We start from the raw sequence: 18,961 nt of genomic DNA on the forward strand, positions 1-18,961 counted from the left end.
GGGATCGGGCAGCGGAAAGCCCCGGCCCCGGACCTCTGGTGAGGTCCGGGGCCGGGGCTTTCAGGCCGGGGAGAGCGGCTAGCCCTCCTTGGAGAGGTTCGGGGTCTCGACGGGCGGGGCGTCCGCCACCGTGACCTTCTCCTCGCCGCGGAAGGTGAAGACAGCCGTCTCGCCTTCGCCCTCGACCTCCACCACCACGATGTGGCCGGGACGCAGCTCGCCGAAGAGGATCTTCTCGGAGAGCGAGTCCTCGATCTCGCGCTGGATCGTCCGCCGCAGCGGCCTCGCGCCCATGACCGGGTCGTAGCCGCGCTTGGAGAGCAGCACCTTGGCCTCAAGGCTCAGCTCGATGCCCATGTCGCGGTCGCGCAGCCGCTCGTCCACCGCGCCGATCATCAGGTCGACGATCTGCAGGATGTCGTCCTGGCTGAGCTGCGGGAAGACGATGACGTCGTCCACACGGTTGAGGAACTCGGGGCGGAAGTGCTGCTTCAGCTCGTCGCTGACCTTGTTCTTCATCCGCTCGTACCCGGACTTCGTGTCGCCCTGGGCGGCGAAGCCCAGGTTGAAGCCCTTGGAGATGTCGCGGGTGCCGAGGTTGGTGGTCATGATGATCACCGTGTTCTTGAAGTCGACGACCCGGCCCTGGGAGTCGGTCAGGCGACCGTCCTCCAGGATCTGCAACAGGCTGTTGAAGATGTCCGGGTGCGCCTTCTCGACCTCGTCGAACAGCACGACCGAGAACGGCTTGCGCCGCACCTTCTCGGTGAGCTGGCCGCCCTCCTCGTACCCGACGTAGCCGGGCGGGGAGCCGAAGAGCCGCGAGACGGTGTGCTTCTCGCTGAACTCGGACATGTCGAGCGAGATCAGCGCGTCCTCGTCGCCGAAGAGGAACTCGGCGAGCGCCTTGGACAGCTCGGTCTTACCGACACCGGACGGGCCGGCGAAGATGAACGAGCCGCCGGGGCGCTTGGGGTCCTTCAGACCCGCGCGGGTGCGGCGGATGGCCTTGGAGAGCGCCTTGACGGCGTCCTTCTGGCCGATGATCCGCTTGTGCAGCTCGTCTTCCATGTGCAGCAGCCGGGAGGACTCCTCCTCGGTCAGCTTGAAGACCGGGATGCCGGTGGCGGTGGCGAGGACCTCGGCGATCAGGTCGCCGTCGACCTCGGCCACGACGTCCATGTCGCCGGCCTTCCACTCCTTCTCCCGCTTGGCCTTCGCGGCGAGCAGCTGCTTCTCGTTGTCCCGCAGGGACGCGGCCTTCTCGAAGTCCTGCGAGTCGATCGCGGACTCCTTCTCCCGGCGGACGTCGGCGATCTTCTCGTCGAACTCGCGCAGGTCCGGCGGCGCCGTCATGCGGCGGATCCGCATCCGGGAGCCGGCCTCGTCGATCAGGTCGATCGCCTTGTCCGGCAGGAAGCGGTCCGAGATGTAGCGGTCGGCCAGCGTGGCGGCCTGCACCAGCGCCTCGTCGGTGATCGACACCCGGTGGTGTGCCTCGTACCGGTCGCGCAGGCCCTTGAGGATCTCGATGGTGTGCGGCAGCGACGGCTCGGCGACCTGGATGGGCTGGAAGCGGCGCTCCAGGGCCGCGTCCTTCTCCAGGTACTTGCGGTATTCGTCCAGCGTCGTCGCACCGATGGTCTGCAGCTCGCCGCGGGCCAGCATCGGCTTGAGGATCGAGGCCGCGTCGATCGCGCCCTCGGCGGCGCCGGCGCCGACCAGGGTGTGCAGCTCGTCGATGAACAGGATGATGTCGCCGCGGGTGCGGATCTCCTTGAGCACCTTCTTCAGGCGCTCCTCGAAGTCACCGCGGTAGCGGGAGCCGGCCACCAGGGCGCCGAGGTCCAGGGTGTAGAGCTGCTTGTCCTTGAGCGTCTCGGGCACCTCGCCCTTGACGATCGCCTGGGCCAGGCCCTCCACGACGGCGGTCTTGCCGACGCCGGGCTCGCCGATCAGGACCGGGTTGTTCTTGGTGCGGCGGGACAGCACCTGCATGACCCGCTCGATCTCCTTCTCGCGCCCGATGACCGGGTCGAGCTTGGTCTCTCTGGCGGCCTGGGTCAGGTTCCGGCCGAACTGGTCCAGGACGAGCGAGGTCGAGGGGGTGCCCTCGGCCGGCCCGCCGGCCGTGGCCGACTCCTTGCCACCCGAATAACCGGAGAGCAGCTGGATGACCTGCTGCCTGACCCGGTTCAGATCGGCGCCCAGCTTCACGAGGACCTGGGCGGCGACGCCCTCGCCCTCGCGGATCAGGCCGAGCAGGATGTGCTCGGTGCCGATGTAGTTGTGACCCAGTTGAAGAGCCTCGCGGAGCGACAGCTCCAGGACCTTCTTGGCCCGGGGAGTGAAGGGGATGTGGCCGGACGGGGCCTGCTGCCCCTGGCCGATGATCTCCTCCACCTGCTGGCGGACCGCCTCAAGAGAAATCCCGAGGCTCTCCAGGGCCTTAGCGGCGACACCCTCACCCTCGTGGATCAGGCCCAGGAGGATGTGCTCGGTGCCGATGTAGTTGTGGTTGAGCATCCGGGCTTCTTCCTGAGCCAGGACGACAACCCGCCGCGCGCGGTCGGTGAACCTCTCGAACATCGTTAATCGCTCCTCAGAGCGGTCGGGCAGTGAGGGGTCGGTCCCCTCCCTGTCCTTCCGCATGCTAGTCCCGCACAGCGGCGCCGCTCACGTATCCATCCCCGCTGCCACGGGGAAAGCTGCGCTACCGGCTGACGTCACTCCCACAACCTCGATGGTGCGAGACGATGTTCCCGCAGGCCAGGCGAATACGTCTTTATCAACTACGCCCGTGGCGAACGCCCGCCATGCCTGCCGTCACACCAGCCCTTCCCACTAGGTACTTCTTACCCTCAGCGACCGACAGTCCACACCGGATGTCCGACAGGTGTGCGCTACGGGCGAACAACCTTGCGCCACGGCGAACAGTTCAAGCCGGGCGCCGCTCCACCGGAATCGTACATTCCGCACACCGGACGTGTTCTGTCGCGCACGATACGTAACCCCCGTGCGGCCCCGCAGTTGCACTGGCATGGGCTGGTACGAGCACGAGCTGGGGTGGCCGCTGTCAGGGGGGCTGCCGCCGGGGCTGGTCACCGGGGTGCGGTTCGACGCGCTCGATGTGCCGGCCGCCGTCGGGTACGCGCTGCTGGCCCGTTTTCCGCGGCCAGGGGAGCTGGGTCCGGTGGCGCTGGACGGGCACCGGGTCCGGCTGCTGGTCGCGGCGGGCGCCGCCGAGGAGCTGCCGGGGCTGCTGGAATGGCTGGACTGGGGCGGCATCGCGCTGGACGTGGCCGCGCTCGGCGCCGGGCAGCAGATGCGGGCGCCGGCGCACCCCGAGTGGCACCGCCGGGAGGCCGCATACGACCGGTCTGCGCCGGTGTGGCTGCGGCCTCCCCGGCCGGGCGTCGACGTGGAGGCCACCCTGCCCGCGCTGCGGGTCACCGGAGGAGCCGATGGATCGGGGGTTCCCATCGGCCTTCCGGTGCTCGTCGCGGCGCTGGCGACGGCCTGCCACCGGGTCGCACTGCGGGCGCGCACCCAGGATCAGCCGTGGGCCTTCTCGTACGCCTCACGGATCGTGGCCGGCACCCGGCCGCGGTCGTTGACCTCGTAGCCCTTCTCCTTCGCCCACGCGCGGATCTTGGCGGTGTCGGGACCGGACGCCCCGCCCCCGCGCACCGCCTTGGTACGGCCGCGCCCGACCCGGCCGCCCGTCCTGCGACCACTGTCCGTGTACGGGTTGAGCAGCCCGCGCAGCTTGTCGGCATTCGCCGTGGTGAGGTCGATCTCGTACGTCACACCATCGAGTGCGAACGTCACGGTCTCGTCCGCCTCACCACCGTCGAGGTCGTCTACGAGAAGGACCTGAACCTTCTGTGCCACCGGCTTCCCTTTCATCGAAAACGGATTAACGGTAAAAGCAAAGCGCCTTTGCGGGAAAAACACAAACCCCTTGCACGAAGAGGTCCGCCCGAGACCGTGCGATCCGGACAAACCGGAACCTCACAGTTGCAGCAGCATGCGGCTGTTGCCCAAGGTGTTCGGTTTCACGCGCTCCAGGTCCAGGAACTCGGCGACTCCCTCGTCATTGGAACGCAGCAGCTCCCCGAACACATCGCCGTCCACAGGCGTGTCCCCGGTCTCCCGGAAGCCGTGCTTCGCGAAGAAGTCCACTTCGAACGTGAGGCAGAAAATTCGGCGCACTCCCAGCCACCGGGCGGTCTGCAGCAACTTCGCCAGCAACTGGTGACCGACGCCGGCGCCGCGCAGGGCCGGGTCCACCGCAAGCGTCCTGACCTCGGCCAGGTCCTCCCACATCACGTGCAGGGCGCCGCAGGCCACGACGGCGGCGTCCTCGTCCCGTTCCGCGACCCAGAACTCCTGGATGTCCTCATAAAGCGTCACCGTCGGCTTGTCGAGCAGGATGCGGTCGCGCACATACGAGTCCAGCAACCGCCGTACCGCGGGGACATCGGCGGTGCGGGCCCTGCGGATGGTGACGTCATTCGACACGAGGGGCATGGACGGACGCTATCGTCCTTCGGCTTCCGTCGGACCCGAGGGGTCCACGGACTGGATGATGCGCATTGCGTCACGGACCGCTTCACGCTGTTCCGGCGACATCATGCCGAAGAAGTGCACGAGGGCCGCGGCGGGGTTGTCGCTCGCGGCCCAGGCTTCGTTCATCAGTGCGGCCGAGTATGCGGCTCGCGTCGATACCGCCTCATAGCGATAAGCGCGCCCATCGGCCTCCCTGCGCAGCCACCCCTTCTGGCGCAGGTTGTCCATTACGGTCATCACGGTGGTGTAGGCGATGGTCCGCTCCCGCGCCAGGTCCTCAAGAACCTCACGAACGGTGACCGGCCGGTTCCACTCCCACACCCGGGTCATGACGGCGTCTTCGAGGTCTCCCAATGGCCGGGGCACACTCGGAATACTAAGCGCTGGTAAGGCTAAATGCCCGGAATGCGAACCCGTCGGGGATTCGGGGGTCAGTTGTCCTCTGCGGCGGCACGCTGCGCCGCCTCCGCCCTGGCGAAGGCGGCGTCCACCGCCGCGTCCTCCCTGGCCTTGTTGGCGCCGCCCTGGTGCTTGATCATCGTGACGATCACGCAGATGAAGAAGATCGCCATGACCAGCGGGGGCACGATCGCGGATACGTAGTCCATGGCGCCAGCGTAGCCACGCCTTCCCGGCGCCTTGCATACGGGTGCCCCGGCGCGCGGCCGGGGCACCCTTTCCCCGCAAAATCAGCGGTGCGGTCGGCAGTGCGGTCAGCAGGCCCGGCGCGGGCCCACCAGGACGGCCAGCGCGGCCATCGCGTCCTCGTCCTCGGGGCGCGGCGCGGGACGGCGTCCGGGCGGCCAGATCTCGGCGGGGGTCGGCGTCCGGCGGCCCGGGTCGGGCGCCGGGGGCTTGGGGGTGCCGGGAGCGGGCTTGTTCTCCGGTTCGGGCTCGGCGTCGGGTCCCTCGCCGGCGGCGGACGTGCCGGGGAGGGCGAGCAGGCGGCGCGGCGCGGGCATATGGGCCTCCAGACGCAGTGGTACTCCGTTGTCTGCCAGGTTTTCGGTTGCCAGGTCTTCGCAGTGGCGCAGCAGTGCGGTACGCCGGTGGTGCTCGGGGCTGCCGGTGGCCTGCGCGCGCAGGCCGCGCAGCGCGGCGAGGTCGTCGGCGCCCGGCGGGTACCCCGACGCCACGGCGGCGGTGAGCCGCTCCAGATAGCCGGCGGCCGAGCCGGGCAGCGCCTCGCGGTAGCGGCGCAGCTCCGCCAGCAGGAAGCCGCGCAGCCGCCCCGCCTCCCTGGCCGCCTCGTCCACCGCCTCGGCGAGCCTGAGGCAGTCCCGGACATGCTCGGCGGCCGGGCGGTGCGTGGCGGCCGCCGCGCTCGGCGCGACGGCCACGGCGGTCCTGCTGGGGTGCAGCACCTCCGCGAGTGCGCGCCGCAGAACGCGCACCTCGTCCGCGCTGAACGCCATGCCGCCTCGGGTTCCGTGTGGCGAAGGCATGCCTGGACTTTAAGTGGTAAGCGGACAAATGCTCCGCAATTACCGCCCACGGTGCGTCGTGCCCCCGGCGGCGCATTTCCGGCGGGTCAGGTGGTGGAGACGTTCCGCTCATAGACCAGGCGCAGGCCGATGAGCGTCAGCCACGGCTCGTGGGTGTCGATGATCGACGCCTCGTTCAGCACCAGCGGCGCCAGGCCGCCGGTGGCGATGACCGTGACGTCGTCGGGGTCGGCGGCCAGCTCGCGGGCCATGCGCTCGGCGATGCCGTCCGCCTGGCCGGCGAAACCGTAGAGGATGCCGGACTGCATCGCCTCGATCGTGTTCTTGCCGATCACGCTGCGCGGCCTGGCCAGCTCGATCTTGCGCAGCTGGGCGCCGCGGACGCCGAGGGCGTCCACCGAAATCTCGATGCCCGGGGCGATGGCGCCGCCGATGTACTCACCGCGGGCGGACACCGCGTCGAAGGTGGTGGCGGTGCCGAAGTCGACCACGATGCACGGGCCGCCGTAGAGGTGGACGGCGGCCAGCGAGTTGATGATCCGGTCGGAGCCGACCTCCTTGGGGTGGTCGACCAGGATCGGCACCCCGGTCTTGACGCCCGGCTCGACCAGCACGGCCGGCACGTCGCCGTAGTAGCGGCGGGTCACCTCGCGCAGCTCGTGCAGCACCGAGGGGACCGTCGAGCAGATCGCGATCCCGTCGATGCCGTCGCCGAGGTCGCCCAGCAGCGGATGCATGCCCATCAGGCCCTGGAGCAGCACCGCGAGCTCGTCGGCGGTGCGCCGGGCATCGGTGGAGATGCGCCAGTGCTCGACGATCTCCTCGCCGTCGAAGAGCCCCAGGACGGTGTGGGTGTTGCCGACGTCGATGGTGAGCAGCATCCGCCTCTACGCTTCCGCTCGCAGGTCGAGGCCGATGTCCAGGATCGGGGAGGAGTGGGTCAGCGCGCCCACCGCCAGGAAGTTGACGCCGGTCTCGGCATAGGCGCGGGCCGTCTCCAGCGTCAGCCGGCCCGAGGACTCCAGGAAGGCCTGGCCGCCGACGATCGCCACGGCTTCCGCGGTCTCCGCCGGGGTGAAGTTGTCCAGCAGGATCAGGTCGGCGCCGGCGTCGAGCACCTCGCGCACCTGGTGCAGGGTGTCGACCTCGACCTCGATCGGCACGTCGGGGAATTCCGCCCGCACCAGCTTGAAGGCCTGGGCGACCCCGCCCGCGGCGACCACGTGGTTGTCCTTGACCAGGGCCGCGTCGGACAGCGACATGCGGTGGTTGGCGCCGCCGCCGCAGCGGACCGCGTACTTCTCCAGCGCCCGCAGGCCCGGCGTGGTCTTGCGGGTGTCGCGCACCTGCGTCCTGGTGCCCTCCAGCAGGTCCGCCCAGGCGCGGGTGGTGGTCGCGATGCCGGACAGCCGGCACAGCAGGTTGAGCGCGCTGCGCTCGGCGGTCAGCAGGTCGCGGGTCCTGGTGCGTACCGTCAGCAGCTTCTGCCCGGCGGCGACCCGGTCGCCGTCCTCCACGTGCCGCTCGACCTCGAACTCGTCGGTGCACACCACCGACAGCACCGCCTCGGCGACCCGCAGGCCCGCGACCGTGCCGGCCTCGCGGGCGGTGAAGTCGCCGACCGCCCTGGACTCCTCGGGGACGGTGGCGACCGTGGTGATGTCCACGCCCTGGTCGAGGTCCTCCTCGATGGCCATGTGCGCGATGTCCTCGACCTGGACCGGGTCCAGGCCCGCGTCGGCGATCAGCTGCGCCAGGTCCGGGTCGAGGCCGCACTCCAGCGGGTCGATCTCGTAGTCCGCGCCCTCGGCGCCGCATCCGCAGCCGTCCCCGCAGCCGCCACCGCCGCTCGCCTCGTCCGGCGGGCCGAACTGCGGCAGCGGGAGGGAGACGGGCTGCGGGCGGTCGGGGCTGGTCACTGGTGCTCCTTCTGAGGCGGTGCCTGGGCGGTACGGGTGCGGTGCGCTGGCCTACGGGGCCACGGGCGGGCGCCCCGGGGACCCATCATCCCCGACGGCGGCCGCCGCCCGCGCGGCACGGACCGGCGGGAAGTCCGGGCCCGGAGTCGTACGGACGTCGAGCGTGCGGTGCGGGGTGAGGCGTACGACGAGGTGGCGCCGCCAGTCGCGGTCGTCGCGGTCGGGCCGGTCCTCGCGCCAGTGGCAGCCGCGGGTCTCCTCGCGGCGCCGGGCGGCGGCGACCAGGACCCGCGCGACCAGACTCAGATTGGTGGACTCCCACGTCTCCACGCAAGGCTCCGCGGTCTTGCCTTCCCTGTCGTACGCCTCCACCGCCGCGGTGTGCAGCCGCTCCAGCGCCCCCGCGGCGACCGTCAGGGACTCCGCGCTGCGCAGCACGCCCGCGCCCGCCGTCATGATGCGCTGCACCTCGTAGCGGGCCTCCGAGGCCAGCAGCGGGGCGCCGCCGGACGCGGGGACCACCGGCTCCGCGGGCGACCGCGCGGGGTCGGCGAGCACGGCCAGCACGTCGGCGGCGATCCGCTCGGCGAAGACCAGGCCCTCGAGCAGCGAGTTCGACGCCAGCCGGTTGGCGCCGTGCACACCGGTGCAGGCGACCTCGCCGCACGCGTAGAGGCCCGGCACCGTGGTGCGCCCCGAGAGGTCGGTGCGGACACCGCCCGAGGCGTAGTGCGCGGCGGGCGCGACCGGGATCAGCCCGGTCACCGGGTCGATGCCGTGCGCGCGGCAGGCGGCGAGGATCGTCGGGAAGCGCTCGGCCCACATCCGCGGCCCGAAATGCCGGCCGTCGAGGTACATGTGCTCGGCGCCGGTCTCCTGCATCCGCCGCATGATGCCCTTGGCGACGATGTCCCGCGGCGCCAGCTCGGCCTGCTCGTGCTGCCCGACCATGAAGCGGACGCCTTCGGCGTCGACGAGATACGCGCCCTCCCCGCGCACCGCCTCCGACACCAGCGGCTGCTGGCCCTCCGCGTCCGGGCCGAGCCACAGCACGGTGGGGTGGAACTGCACGAACTCGATGTCGCTGACCTCGGCGCCCGCGCGCAGCGCCAGGGCCACGCCGTCGCCGGTCGACACCGCGGGATTGGTCGTCGCCGAGAACACCTGGCCCATCCCGCCGGTGGCCAGGACCACGGCTCGGCAATGGACCGCGCCGACACCGTCGCGGCGGCCCTGGCCCATCACATGCAGGGTGACGCCGGCGGTGCGGCCCTCGGCGTCGTTCAGCAGGTCCAGGACCAGCGCGTTCTCGATCAGTTCCAGATTCGGGCCGCCGTCCCGGGCGGTGCCCGCGGCCCTTACCGCGTCTATCAGCGCGCGGGACACTTCCGCGCCGGTCGCGTCCCCGCCCGCGTGCGCGATACGCCGCCGGTGGTGCCCGCCCTCCCGGGTCAGCAGGATCTCGCCGCTGGCCGGGTCGGTGTCGAAGCGCGCCCCGGTCGCGATCAGCCGCCTCACCGCGTCGGGGCCCTCGCCCACCAGCGCCCTGACGGCCGCCTCGTCGCACAGCCCCGCGCCCGCGACCAGGGTGTCGTCCAGGTGCTGCTCGGGGGTGTCGCCGTCGCCCAGGGCCGCGGCGATACCGCCCTGCGCCCAGCGCGTCGACCCGTCGTCCAGGTGCGCCTTCGTCACGACGATGACCTTGGCGCCCGCCGCGGCACACCGCAGCGCAACGGTCAGCCCGGCGACCCCGGACCCGACGACGACCACGTCGGCGCTGATCGCCCAGCCGGGCGCGGGGGCGTGCAGGCGTATGCCGGTGCTGCCGGCGCTGCCGCCGGCTCCAGATGCGTTCATAGGGCGGCTCCGAATTCCAGCGGAATGTTGTCGATCAGCCGGGTGGCGCCGACCTTCGCGGCCACGGCCAGGACCGCGGGTCCGGTGTGGTCGGGGGCGGCCTCGGTGAAGTCGGCGGGGTCGATGAGGGCGCAGTAGTCGAGGGCGACAGGAGGTTCCAGCGTGGCCGCGTGGTCCATGACCACCCTGGCCGCGCGCACCGCCGCCGCGGGGCCGCGGGGTGCGGCCTCCCGGCCGGTGAACAGCGCCCTGGACAGCTCGCGGGCGGAATCCCGCTCCACGTCCGACAGGTAGCGGTTGCGGCTGGACATGGCCAGGCCGTCCCCTTCCCGTACGGTCGGCGCGGCCACGATGTCCACCGGGAAATTCAGGTCCGTCACCATGCGGCGGATCAGCGCGAGCTGCTGGGCGTCCTTCTGGCCGAAGACCGCGCGGGCGGGCATGGTCAGGTGCAGCAGCTTCGCGACGACGGTGAGCATGCCGTCGAAGTGCCCGGGGCGGGACGCGCCCTCGAAGCGCTCGCCCATCGGTCCCGCGGTGATCCGCACCTGCGGCTGCCCGCCGGGATAGACCTCGTCCACGTCCGGGGCGAAGACCACGTCGGCGCCGGCCGCCTCGGCGATCCCGAGGTCCGCGTCGAGGGTGCGGGGGTAGCGGGCCAGGTCCTCGTTCGGGCCGAACTGGAGCGGGTTCACGAAGACCGTCACGGTGACCGTGCTGGTGCCGGCCAGGGCGCGGGCCTCGCGGATCAGCGAGGCGTGGCCCTCGTGGAGGGCGCCCATCGTCATGACCACGGCGCCGCAGGGCGCCAGGTCTCCGGCCTTGTGGACGAGCTGGGTCATGCGAGGCCCCCGTCTTGTGCGCTGGGTTCGTCGGACAGGGCCCCGAGCAGCGCCTCGGCACCGCAGGGCGCCGGATTCCCGGCCTGGTGCGCGAGCCCGGTCATGCCAGGCCCCCGTCCTGCGGGCTGGGCTCGTCGGACAGGGCCCCGAGCAGCGCCTCGGCGTACTCGGCCTTCAGCATGCCGTTGGCCAGGGCGCGGTCGGCCGTGGCGCGGGCCATCGCCACGTAGGAGGGCACCGTCTCGGGGGCGTGCTCGCGCAGCTCCCGAAGGTGGGCGGCGACCGTGCCGGCGTCGCCGCGGGCCACGGGTCCGGTGAGGGCGCCGTCGCCGGCCGTCAGCGCGTTGTCCAGGGCCGCGCCCAGCAGCGGGCCCAGCATCCTGCCCGGCTCCGCCACTCCCGCGGCCCGCAGCAGGTCCCTGGACTGGGCCACCAGCGTCACCAGGTGGTTCGCGCCGATCGCCAGCGCCGCGTGGTAGAGCGGGCGGGCCTGCTCCTCCACCCACTCCGGCTCGCCGCCCATCTCGATGACCAGCGCCTCCGCGGCCAGCCGCAGCTCCCCCGGGGCGGTCACCCCGAAAGAGCAGCCGGCCAACCGCTGCACGTCCACCGGGGTGCCGGTGAAGGTCATCGCGGGATGCAGCGCCAAGGGCAGCGCGCCCACGCGCAGCGCAGGGTCCAGCACGGACGTGCCATACCGGCCCGAGGTGTGCACGAGCAGCTGGCCGGGGCGTACGGCGCCGGTCTCCGCCAGGCCTCTGACGAGGTCGGGCAGGGCGTCGTCCGGGACGGTCAGCAGGACGAGGTCGGCGGTGGCCATCACCTGGCCGGGCTCCATCATCGGCACGCCCGGCAGCAGGGCCTCGGCCCTGCGCCGAGACGCCTCGGACACGCCCGAGGCGGCCACGGGGCGGTGCCCGGCCATTCCCAGCGCTGCGGCCAGGGCCGGGCCCACGCGGCCCGCTCCCACGACGCCCACGGTCAGACGGCCGGGCCGTTCCTCCACCATTTCGCCTCCCGCTAGGGCTACTTCTCGTCAATCCTACGCGAACTCCTTCCTCTTGCGCCGCGTGACGCACCCCACCTCCCCCTGCGGGGGCTGCCCCTCGCGGCGCGTCGCGTCCCTGCGGCCCGGCGAGGGCTGGTCGCTCCGTTCTCCCCCGCGCTTCGCGTGGGGGTACCCCCACGCGCCCCTGAGGCGGCAGCCCCTTGCGGTGCGTTGCTTGGCTGCGGCCGCGTTGTGGCAGGGCGCTCAGTTCCCCGCGCCCCTGAAGAACGCTCGCCCTCCGTGGCAGGAGCAGGCCCCCTGGCAGGGGCGAACGCCTGGGCGCAGGAGGACGCAGGCCGAAGGTTCGCGTGGGGTACCCCCAGGCGAAGCGCTGGGGGAGAACTGCGAGACAAGCCACCGCGGACGGGGCTGTTGCCCGGGGTCCTGGGAGGGGGATGTCCACCTTGGGGCGTAGGGGAGATCGCTCCCGGGGCTGACCCCGGGACGCGTTGCCGTACATACGCTGGGTTATGTGCAGCGCATCTACGAATTTCTCCGCAAACACCCGACGTGGGTCGACAGCTTCTGGGCCGTCGTCCTGCTCGCGGCGTCCGCGGTGTGGATCGCCGCCGACCACTCGCCGTCGCAGGCGGCCCGCGCCGCCGCCGTCCCGGTGTCCCTCGCCCTGGGCGCCGTCGTCGCGCTGCGCCGCACCGCGCCGGAGAAGATGCTGCTGCTCGCGATCGCCACGGGCGCGGCCCAGCTCGCGCTGAACGTGGAGCCGCCCAATCCCGGCGACGCCGCGATGCTGGTGATCATCTACACCTGCGCGTCGAACGGCGCGCGCTGGTCGTCGCGGCTGGCACTGGCCGCGGGGCTGCTGGCGACGCCCATCGCCATGGTGCGGTGGCCGCCGCACGAAGAGGACTCGACGATCTGGACGACGCTGATCCAGACCTTCTTCCTGACGGTGATCTTCGCCTTGTCATGGGTGGTCGGCGACCGGCTGCGGACCCGGCGGGCGTATTACGCGCAGCTGGAGGAGCGGGCGGAGCGGCTGCACCGGGAGCGGGAGGCGCAGTCGAGGGCCGCGGTCGCGGCGGAGCGGGCGCGGATCGCGCGGGAGCTGCACGATGTGGTCGCGCACAATGTGTCGGTGATGGTGGTGCAGGCCGACGGCGCCGCCTATGTGCTGGATGTGGCGCCGGACCAGGCCAAGCAGGCGCTGAGCACGATCTCCAGCACCGGCCGCCAGGCGCTGGCCGAGATGCGCAGGCTGCTGGGGCTGCTGCGGGCCGGGGACGACGCGGGCGGGGAGTATGTGCCGCAGCCCGGGGTGGACCAGCTGGCGGATCTGATCGACCAGGTGCGCGGGGCGGGGCTGCCGGTGCGGTTCGAGGTCGCGGGGGACGCCAGGCCGCTGTCGAGCGGTGTCGAGCTGACGGCGTACCGGATCGTGCAGGAGGCGCTGACGAATGTGCGCAAGCACGGTGGGGACGGGGCCAGTGCCAGCGTCCTGCTGGGGTTCGGGGACGCGGCGCTCGACCTGCTGATCGAGGACGACGGGCGGGGCGGCAGGGACGGGCTGTACGAGCAGGGCGGCAGGGACGGGCTCGGGCAGGGCCTGATCGGTATGCGGGAGCGGATCGGCATGGTCGGCGGCACGCTGGACGCCGGGCCGCGCCCTGAGGGCGGTTTCCGTATCAGCGCGGTGCTGCCGCTGACCGCGGCGGGCAAGTGAACAGGAGAGGGATCTGATGGCGATCCGCGTCATGCTGGTGGACGACCAGGTGCTGCTGCGTACCGGCTTCCGTATGGTGCTGGCCGCGCAGCCGGACATGGAGGTCGTCGCGGAGGCTGGCGACGGCGCCGAGGCGGTCGAGGTGCTGCGCTCCACCCGGGTGGACGTGGTGCTGATGGATGTGCGGATGCCGCGGATGGACGGTGTCGAGGCGACCCGCCGGATCTGCGGCGGCGAGCGCGGCGGCGCCGAGTGCCCGCGGGTGCTGATCCTGACGACCTTCGACCTGGACGAATACGCGTTCGCCGCGCTCAAGGCGGGGGCGGCGGGCTTCATGCTCAAGGATGTGCCGCCGGACGAGCTGCTGGCCGCGATCCGCTCGGTCCACAGCGGTGACGCGGTGGTCGCGCCGAGTACGACCCGGCGGCTGCTCGACCGCTTCACTCCGATGCTGCCGGTCGCGGGCGGCGAGCCGCGGCACCAGGAGCTGGGCAAGCTCACCGAGCGGGAGCGCGAGGTGCTGCTGCTGGTGGCGACGGGCCTGTCGAACGGCGAGATCGCCCGCAAGCTGGTGCTGTCGGAGGCGACGGTGAAGACGCACGTGGGGCGGATCCTGACGAAGCTGGACCTGCGCGACCGGGTGCAGGCGGTGGTGCTCGCGTACGAGTCGGGGCTCGTCAGGGCCGGCGGCGGTGCGCTCTGAGCACGCCGGTGCGGTCAGGGCTCCGCCCGCAGGACGAGGTCGAGCAGGCCGGGGAAGCGGGCGTCGAACTCGGCCTTGCGCAGCCGGTTGAGCCGCTTGGGGCCCGCGTCGCGCTGTTCGACCAGGCCGGCGGCCCGCAGGGTGGCGAAGTGGTGGCTGAGCGCGGCCTTGCCGACCGGCACGTCGAAGGAGCCGCAGGCGCGGTCCCAGTCGGCGGATACGGCCAGCTCGCGCACCAGCCGCAGACGTACGGGGTCGGCGAGAGCACTAAGCGCCGTCAGGAGGGGTACGTGGTCGGGGTGGGTGTGGTCCGGGGCGGCCCGGTGTGCCCGCGGTGCGGTCATGCGTCCTCCCGGAGGTCGGGTGCGGAAATCAAACCGAGTTGCCGAGTGTTCGATGAAAATCTTACACTCACCGATGTTCGCTCTTCATTGAACAGCAAGGGGGAAGCGCCATGCGCGCCATGATCTTCGAGGAGTTCGGCGGACCCGAGGTGCTGCACCCGGTGGACCTGCCGGAGCCCGTGCCGGGGCCGGGCGAGGTCAGTGTCGAAGTCGCCTACGCCGGCATCAACTTCGCCGACGTCCTGGCCAGAGCGGAGGGCTACCGGGTCGAGGCGCTCCCCTTCCGCCCGGGACTCGAGGTCGCCGGCACGGTGCTCGCCGTCGGCGAGGGCGTCACGGCCTTCACGCCCGGCCAGGAGGTCACCTCCTTCATGCCCGGCGGCGGTTACTCGGAGATAGCCGTCGCGCCCGCCGCGACGACCTTCCCGGTCCCGCACGGGCTCGACCTGCGCACCGCCGCGACCCTGCCGAGCGTGCTGCCCACCGCCTACGCCCTGCTGCACGACATCGCCCGCCTGCGCGAGGGCGACACCGTCCTCGTCCACAGCGCCGCCGGCGGAGTCGGCACGGTCGCGGGACAGCTCGCCAGGATCGGCGGGGCCAGCGCGGTCTACGGCGTCGTCTCCAGCTTCGACAAGGCGCCGCACGCCCTCAAGTCCGGCTACGACCAGGTCTTCCTGACACCGGGCTTCGACACCGACGTGCTGGCCGCGACCGGCGGGCGGGGCGTCGACATCGCCCTCGACCCGATAGGCGGCGACATCCTCCGCCGCACCCTCGCGGTCACGGCACGCTTCGGCCGCCTCGTCTCCTTCGGCAACTCCGGGTCCGCCGCCCCCTGGCAGGTCGGCCCCGCCGACCTCTACCCGGCCGCCCTCACCGTCTCCGGCTTCTCCCTGATGGGCCTGGCCGCCGCCGACCCGCAGCGCCTGCGGGAGCTGGCCGACGCCGCCTTCCGCGCGGTGACCGACGGGGGCGTCGAACTGCCGGTGACGGCGGAATTCCCGCTCACGGAAGCGGCCGAGGCCCACCGCCTCGTCGAGTCCCGCTCGACCACCGGGAAGCTGCTGCTGCGGATCTGAGCCCCCGCGCCTCCCGCGTCAGGGCAGGCGGGAGGCGAAGTCCGCGGCGGCCCCGCGGACGTCCTCCTCCGACCAGTCGAGGGCGTCCTTGGCGACGGTCATCTCCGTCATCGAGAGTCCCGGCAGGTCGGTCTCACGGAAGCGCCCGCGGCCGAAGACCGACTCGCGCGTCTGCTCGGCCTGCTGGAGCGCCGCCTCGTTCAGCACGTCCGCCGGGTAGGGCAGCCACAGCTGGAACTGGTGGGTGAACGGCTCGTCGGGATACGTGCGCGGCCAGGTCGCGCCGCCCTCCGCCAGCCCCTCCCGCAGGGCCCGGACCACCCGCTTGGCGTGCGCCACGTAGGACGGCAGCCGCGGCAGTTCGTTGCGCAGGCCCGCCAGCGCGGACAGCGCCGCCGGGAACTGCATGAAGAGCTGCCCGCCGTAGCGGTGCCGCCACGCCCTCAGCTCCGCCACGACGTCCGCGGACGCGGCCACCGCGGCGCCCGAGATGCCGCCGAGGGACTTGTAGAAGCTCACGTAGACGCTGTCCGCGAGCCCGGCGATGTCGGCCGGCGAACGCCCGAAGTGCGGGGTGCACTCCCACAGGCGGGCGCCGTCCAGGTGGACCACGGCGTCCCGCTCGCGGGCCGCCTCGACCGTCGCGGTCAGCTCCTCCCACGTCGGCAGCACGAAGCCCGCCTCGCGCAGCGGCAGCTCCAGCATCAGCGTCCCGAACGGCTCCTCGAAGTCCCGCACTTCCGCTGCGCTGGGCAGGCGCGGGTCGGTCGTCGGGTGGACCGTGCGCAGCCCGCTCACGGCGGTGAGCGCGGCGCGCTCGTGGCGCTCGGGGTGGGCGAGCGGATGCAACGCGACCGTGCGGTTGCCCGTGCGGCCGGACCAGGCGCGCAAGGTGGCCTGCTGGGCCATCGTTCCCGTGGGGAAGTACGCGGCCGCCTCCGTGCCCAGCAGCTCCGCGGTGCGGCGCTCCACCTCGCCCACGACGCTTGCCTCGTCGCCGTAGAAGTCCACCGGCGCGGTCGTGTCGTACGCCTCCGCGCCTTCTTGTGCCAGCCGCGCCAGTCGCTGCGCGATCGACTCTCTGGCGGGGTTCGCCAGCACCCTTGCGCAGCCCGCCATCGCGGCGAGCCGCCGCGCCTCATCCTCTGCCATCCCCCGATTTTGCCGCACGCCTCCCCCGCCCCCGGGCCGGGTGCCCCTCGCGGTGCGTTGCCTGCCTGCGGCCCGGTGGGGGCCGGTCTCGCAGTTCCCCGAGCCTCCTGAGGCCCTGCCCCTTGCGGTGCGTTGCTTGGCTGCGCGTGCGTCGTGGCTGTGCGCGCAGTTCCCGCGCCCCTGGGTGGGTGCCACTTGCGGTGGCCGTTCGTCTTTCCCGCCTTTTCGGCGGGGCGCGCAGTTCCCCGCGCCCCTGAAAAACGCGTGCCCCTGGCGCAGAGGGCCCCGGCAGGGGCAAACGCCTGGCGCAGGAGGAAGCAGGCCCGAAGGGACGCGTGGGGGTACCCCCAGGCGAAGCTCTGGGGGAGAACGGAGCGACCAGCCCCCACCGGGCCGCAGGGAAGCAACGCACCGCAAGGGGCAGCACCCCAGGGGCTCGGGGAACTGCGCGACCAGGCTCCCACCGGGGCGGCGGGTGGGAAGCTGAGGCCGGTTGAGGCCAGGGTTCAACCGGCGCGGCGGTGGTTGGGGCGGGGGGAAGAGGAGCGGCTGCGCTTCTCGACGTACATGCGCTGGTCGGCGGAGTGCAGCACCTGCTCCGCCGTCATGCCGCAGCCGGCCCAGCCGATGCCGAAGCTCGCGCCGACGCGGACGGCCCGGCCGTCCACACGGATCGGCGGGATGATCGCATTGCGCAGCCGCACCGCGAGATCGGCCGCGTCGGCCGGGGCGAGCCCGTCGGCGAGGACGACGAATTCGTCGCCGCCGAGGCGGGCGACGGTGTCGCCGTCGCGGACCGCCCCGGTGAGCCGGCGGGCGACCTCGATGAGGACGGCGTCACCGGTGTGGTGGCCGAAGCGGTCGTTGATGGACTTGAAGCCGTCCAGGTCGCAGAAGAGGACGGCGAGCCCCTTCCCCGGCGCCGGATCGTTCTCGTCGGGCGCGACCGTGTGGATGTGCGAGTCGTAGCCGATGGCGCCGAGCGGCGCGGCCAGTTCGTCGGGGCCGTAGCCGTAGCTGAAGGCGAACTCGTCCGGGCCGTCCGCCTCGGCGGCGAGCGCGACGGCGTCCTTGTCCTGCGGGCGGGAGCAGAGCCGGGCGGAGAGCCGGGCGCGCAGCTCGGCGCTGTTGGGCAGGCCGGTGAGCGAGTCGTGGCTGGCGCGGTGCGCGAGCTGGAGCTCGCGGCCCTTGCGCTCCTCGATGTCCTCGACGTGGGTGAGCAGGAAGCGCGGCCCGTCCGCGGTGTCGGCGACGACGGAATTGCGCAGCGAGACCCACACGTAGGAGCCGTCGCGGCGGGCCAGCCGCAGTTCGGCCCGGCCGCCTTCGGCGGAGGTGCGCAGCAGCAGGCCGACGTCCTCGGGGTGGACGAGGTCGGAGAAGGAGTAGCGGCGCATGACGGAGCTGCTGCGCCCGAGCAGCCGGCACAGCGCGTCGTTGGCGCGCAGCAGCTTGCCGTGCTGGTCGCCGCCCATCTCGGCGATGGCCATGCCGCTGGGGGCGTACTCGAAGGCCTGCCGGAAGCTCTCCTCGCTGGCCCGCAGTGCCTGCTGGTCGCGTTCGAGCCGGACCAGGGCGCGCTGCATGTTGGCGCGCATGCGGGCGTTGCTGATCGCGATGCCGGCCTGGAAGGCGTACATCTGGAGTGCCTCGCAGCCCCATGGCCCGGGGTGGCGGCCGGTGGAGGGGCGGTCGACGGAGATCACGCCGATCAGCTCGGCGCCGCCGCTCTGCGAGGACCGCATGGGGGCGTAGAGGCGGTCGCCGGGGTGCCATTCGTCGGCGAAGCGCGGCAGCGGGCCCTCGGTGTGCCACTGCGGCACGTCGTCGTCGATGAGGACCCAGCCCTCGGTGTGCGGGATGAAGCGCAGCGAGCCCCAGCGCTGCCCCATGGTGAGCCGCCGCTCCCAGGACGCGCGCGGGCCGACCTTGCCGGACAGCAGCGCCTCGCCCGCGGTGCTGCCCGCGAAGGCGGCGACGACGAGGTCGCCGTCGGGACGCACCAGGTTGACGGCCGCCAGGTCGTAGCCCAGCCCTTTGACCACCCCGTCGGCCACCGCCTGCAGGGTGTCGGCAAGGCTGCGTGCCGTGTTGAGGTCCGCCACGACCTGGTGCAGTTGACGCAAGGTCGCGAGGCGGACGTACGGCTCCGACTCGGTATCCATGCCCCTCTCCGCGCCCTCGACAACAACTCCCGTGTTCTGTCCGAGACATCCGATGACACCGGCGGCACCGGTCTACACCGGCAACTGAATCACAGCGAGCTGTGCGGTCGGTACACAGGGTCAACAATTACTGCGTCTTGTGACTCAAGTC

The 18,961-nt window shown here is 72.2% G+C and carries 18 protein-coding genes; 4 read left to right on the forward strand and 14 right to left on the reverse strand.

Translation table 11 applies throughout. The features are described 5' to 3' along the window. Nucleotides 1-78 precede the first annotated feature (78 nt). On the reverse strand, nt 79-2,589 hold the full coding sequence (locus OG900_17225) for an ATP-dependent Clp protease ATP-binding subunit (GenBank protein WUH91674.1): 2,511 nt from the start codon (nt 2,587-2,589) through the stop codon (nt 79-81). Between the two features lie 451 nt (nt 2,590-3,040). On the opposite strand from OG900_17225, the gene OG900_17230 reads away from it, so the two are divergent. Then, on the forward strand, nt 3,041-3,625 hold the full coding sequence (locus OG900_17230; protein ID WUH91675.1) for an SCO3374 family protein: 585 nt from the start codon (nt 3,041-3,043) through the stop codon (nt 3,623-3,625). Here OG900_17230 and OG900_17235 read toward each other — a convergent pair. The 10 genes from OG900_17235 to OG900_17280 form a co-directional block, all read right to left on the reverse strand. Further along, nucleotides 3,556-3,894, reverse strand: a complete 339-nt coding sequence (locus OG900_17235) for an Lsr2 family protein (GenBank protein WUH91676.1) — start codon at nt 3,892-3,894, stop codon at nt 3,556-3,558. The genes OG900_17230 and OG900_17235 overlap by 70 nt on opposite strands. 120 nt (nt 3,895-4,014) lie before the next feature. Continuing rightward, nucleotides 4,015-4,533, reverse strand: a complete 519-nt coding sequence (locus OG900_17240) for an amino-acid N-acetyltransferase (GenBank protein WUH91677.1) — start codon at nt 4,531-4,533, stop codon at nt 4,015-4,017. A gap of 9 nt (nt 4,534-4,542) precedes the next feature. Further along, entirely contained in the window at nt 4,543-4,938 is a 396-nt protein-coding gene (locus tag OG900_17245) for a BlaI/MecI/CopY family transcriptional regulator (GenBank protein ID WUH91678.1), read from the reverse strand. A gap of 65 nt (nt 4,939-5,003) precedes the next feature. Continuing rightward, complete coding sequence (locus tag OG900_17250; GenBank protein ID WUH91679.1) at nt 5,004-5,180, reverse strand: hypothetical protein; 177 nt, start codon at nt 5,178-5,180, stop codon at nt 5,004-5,006. A gap of 105 nt (nt 5,181-5,285) precedes the next feature. Beyond that, entirely contained in the window at nt 5,286-6,017 is a 732-nt protein-coding gene (locus OG900_17255) for a hypothetical protein (GenBank protein ID WUH91680.1), read from the reverse strand. An 86-nt stretch (nt 6,018-6,103) separates the two neighbouring features. After that, complete coding sequence (locus OG900_17260) at nt 6,104-6,898, reverse strand: type III pantothenate kinase (GenBank protein ID WUH91681.1); 795 nt, start codon at nt 6,896-6,898, stop codon at nt 6,104-6,106. A gap of 6 nt (nt 6,899-6,904) precedes the next feature. Then, nucleotides 6,905-7,936: a carboxylating nicotinate-nucleotide diphosphorylase gene (gene nadC, locus OG900_17265; protein WUH91682.1), complete on the reverse strand. Its 1,032-nt coding sequence runs from the start codon at nt 7,934-7,936 to the stop codon at nt 6,905-6,907. A 51-nt stretch (nt 7,937-7,987) separates the two neighbouring features. Continuing rightward, nucleotides 7,988-9,793, reverse strand: coding sequence for an L-aspartate oxidase (locus OG900_17270; protein ID WUH91683.1), 1,806 nt, complete (start codon nt 9,791-9,793; stop codon nt 7,988-7,990). Further along, a complete protein-coding gene (gene panC, locus OG900_17275; protein ID WUH91684.1) occupies nt 9,790-10,635 on the reverse strand; it encodes a pantoate--beta-alanine ligase in 846 nt (281 codons plus the stop codon). The genes OG900_17270 and panC overlap by 4 nt, the downstream gene beginning before the upstream one ends. Before the next feature lie 100 nt (nt 10,636-10,735). Beyond that, nucleotides 10,736-11,644: a DUF2520 domain-containing protein gene (locus OG900_17280; protein ID WUH91685.1), complete on the reverse strand. Its 909-nt coding sequence runs from the start codon at nt 11,642-11,644 to the stop codon at nt 10,736-10,738. A gap of 511 nt (nt 11,645-12,155) precedes the next feature. On the opposite strand from OG900_17280, the gene OG900_17285 reads away from it, so the two are divergent. Together OG900_17285 and OG900_17290 are read left to right on the forward strand one after the other, a co-directional pair. After that, entirely contained in the window at nt 12,156-13,364 is a 1,209-nt protein-coding gene (locus OG900_17285; GenBank protein ID WUH91686.1) for a histidine kinase, read from the forward strand. A 16-nt stretch (nt 13,365-13,380) separates the two neighbouring features. Continuing rightward, on the forward strand, nt 13,381-14,067 hold the full coding sequence (locus OG900_17290) for a response regulator transcription factor (protein ID WUH91687.1): 687 nt from the start codon (nt 13,381-13,383) through the stop codon (nt 14,065-14,067). 14 nt (nt 14,068-14,081) lie between these two features. Here OG900_17290 and OG900_17295 read toward each other — a convergent pair whose 3' ends face one another. Further along, on the reverse strand, nt 14,082-14,411 hold the full coding sequence (locus OG900_17295) for a helix-turn-helix domain-containing protein (protein WUH91688.1): 330 nt from the start codon (nt 14,409-14,411) through the stop codon (nt 14,082-14,084). Nucleotides 14,412-14,521: 110 nt separating this feature from the next. Here OG900_17295 and OG900_17300 point away from each other — a divergent pair, with 110 nt between their 5' ends. Then, the gene (locus OG900_17300; protein ID WUH91689.1) at nt 14,522-15,493 is read left to right on the forward strand and encodes a zinc-binding dehydrogenase; all 972 of its coding nucleotides are present in this window, start codon (nt 14,522-14,524) and stop codon (nt 15,491-15,493) included. A gap of 18 nt (nt 15,494-15,511) precedes the next feature. On the opposite strand, the gene OG900_17305 is transcribed toward OG900_17300, so the two are convergent. Together OG900_17305 and cdgB are read right to left on the reverse strand one after the other, a co-directional pair. Further along, nucleotides 15,512-16,645 (reverse strand): beta-eliminating lyase-related protein, encoded by a 1,134-nt coding sequence (locus OG900_17305; GenBank protein WUH91690.1) that lies wholly within the window; start codon nt 16,643-16,645, stop codon nt 15,512-15,514. A gap of 506 nt (nt 16,646-17,151) precedes the next feature. Further along, the gene (cdgB, locus tag OG900_17310; GenBank protein ID WUH91691.1) at nt 17,152-18,810 is read right to left on the reverse strand and encodes a diguanylate cyclase CdgB; all 1,659 of its coding nucleotides are present in this window, start codon (nt 18,808-18,810) and stop codon (nt 17,152-17,154) included. Nucleotides 18,811-18,961: the final 151 nt, after the last annotated feature.

The organism is Streptomyces sp. NBC_00433, from assembly GCA_036015235.1.
Lineage (GTDB): Bacteria > Actinomycetota > Actinomycetes > Streptomycetales > Streptomycetaceae > Actinacidiphila.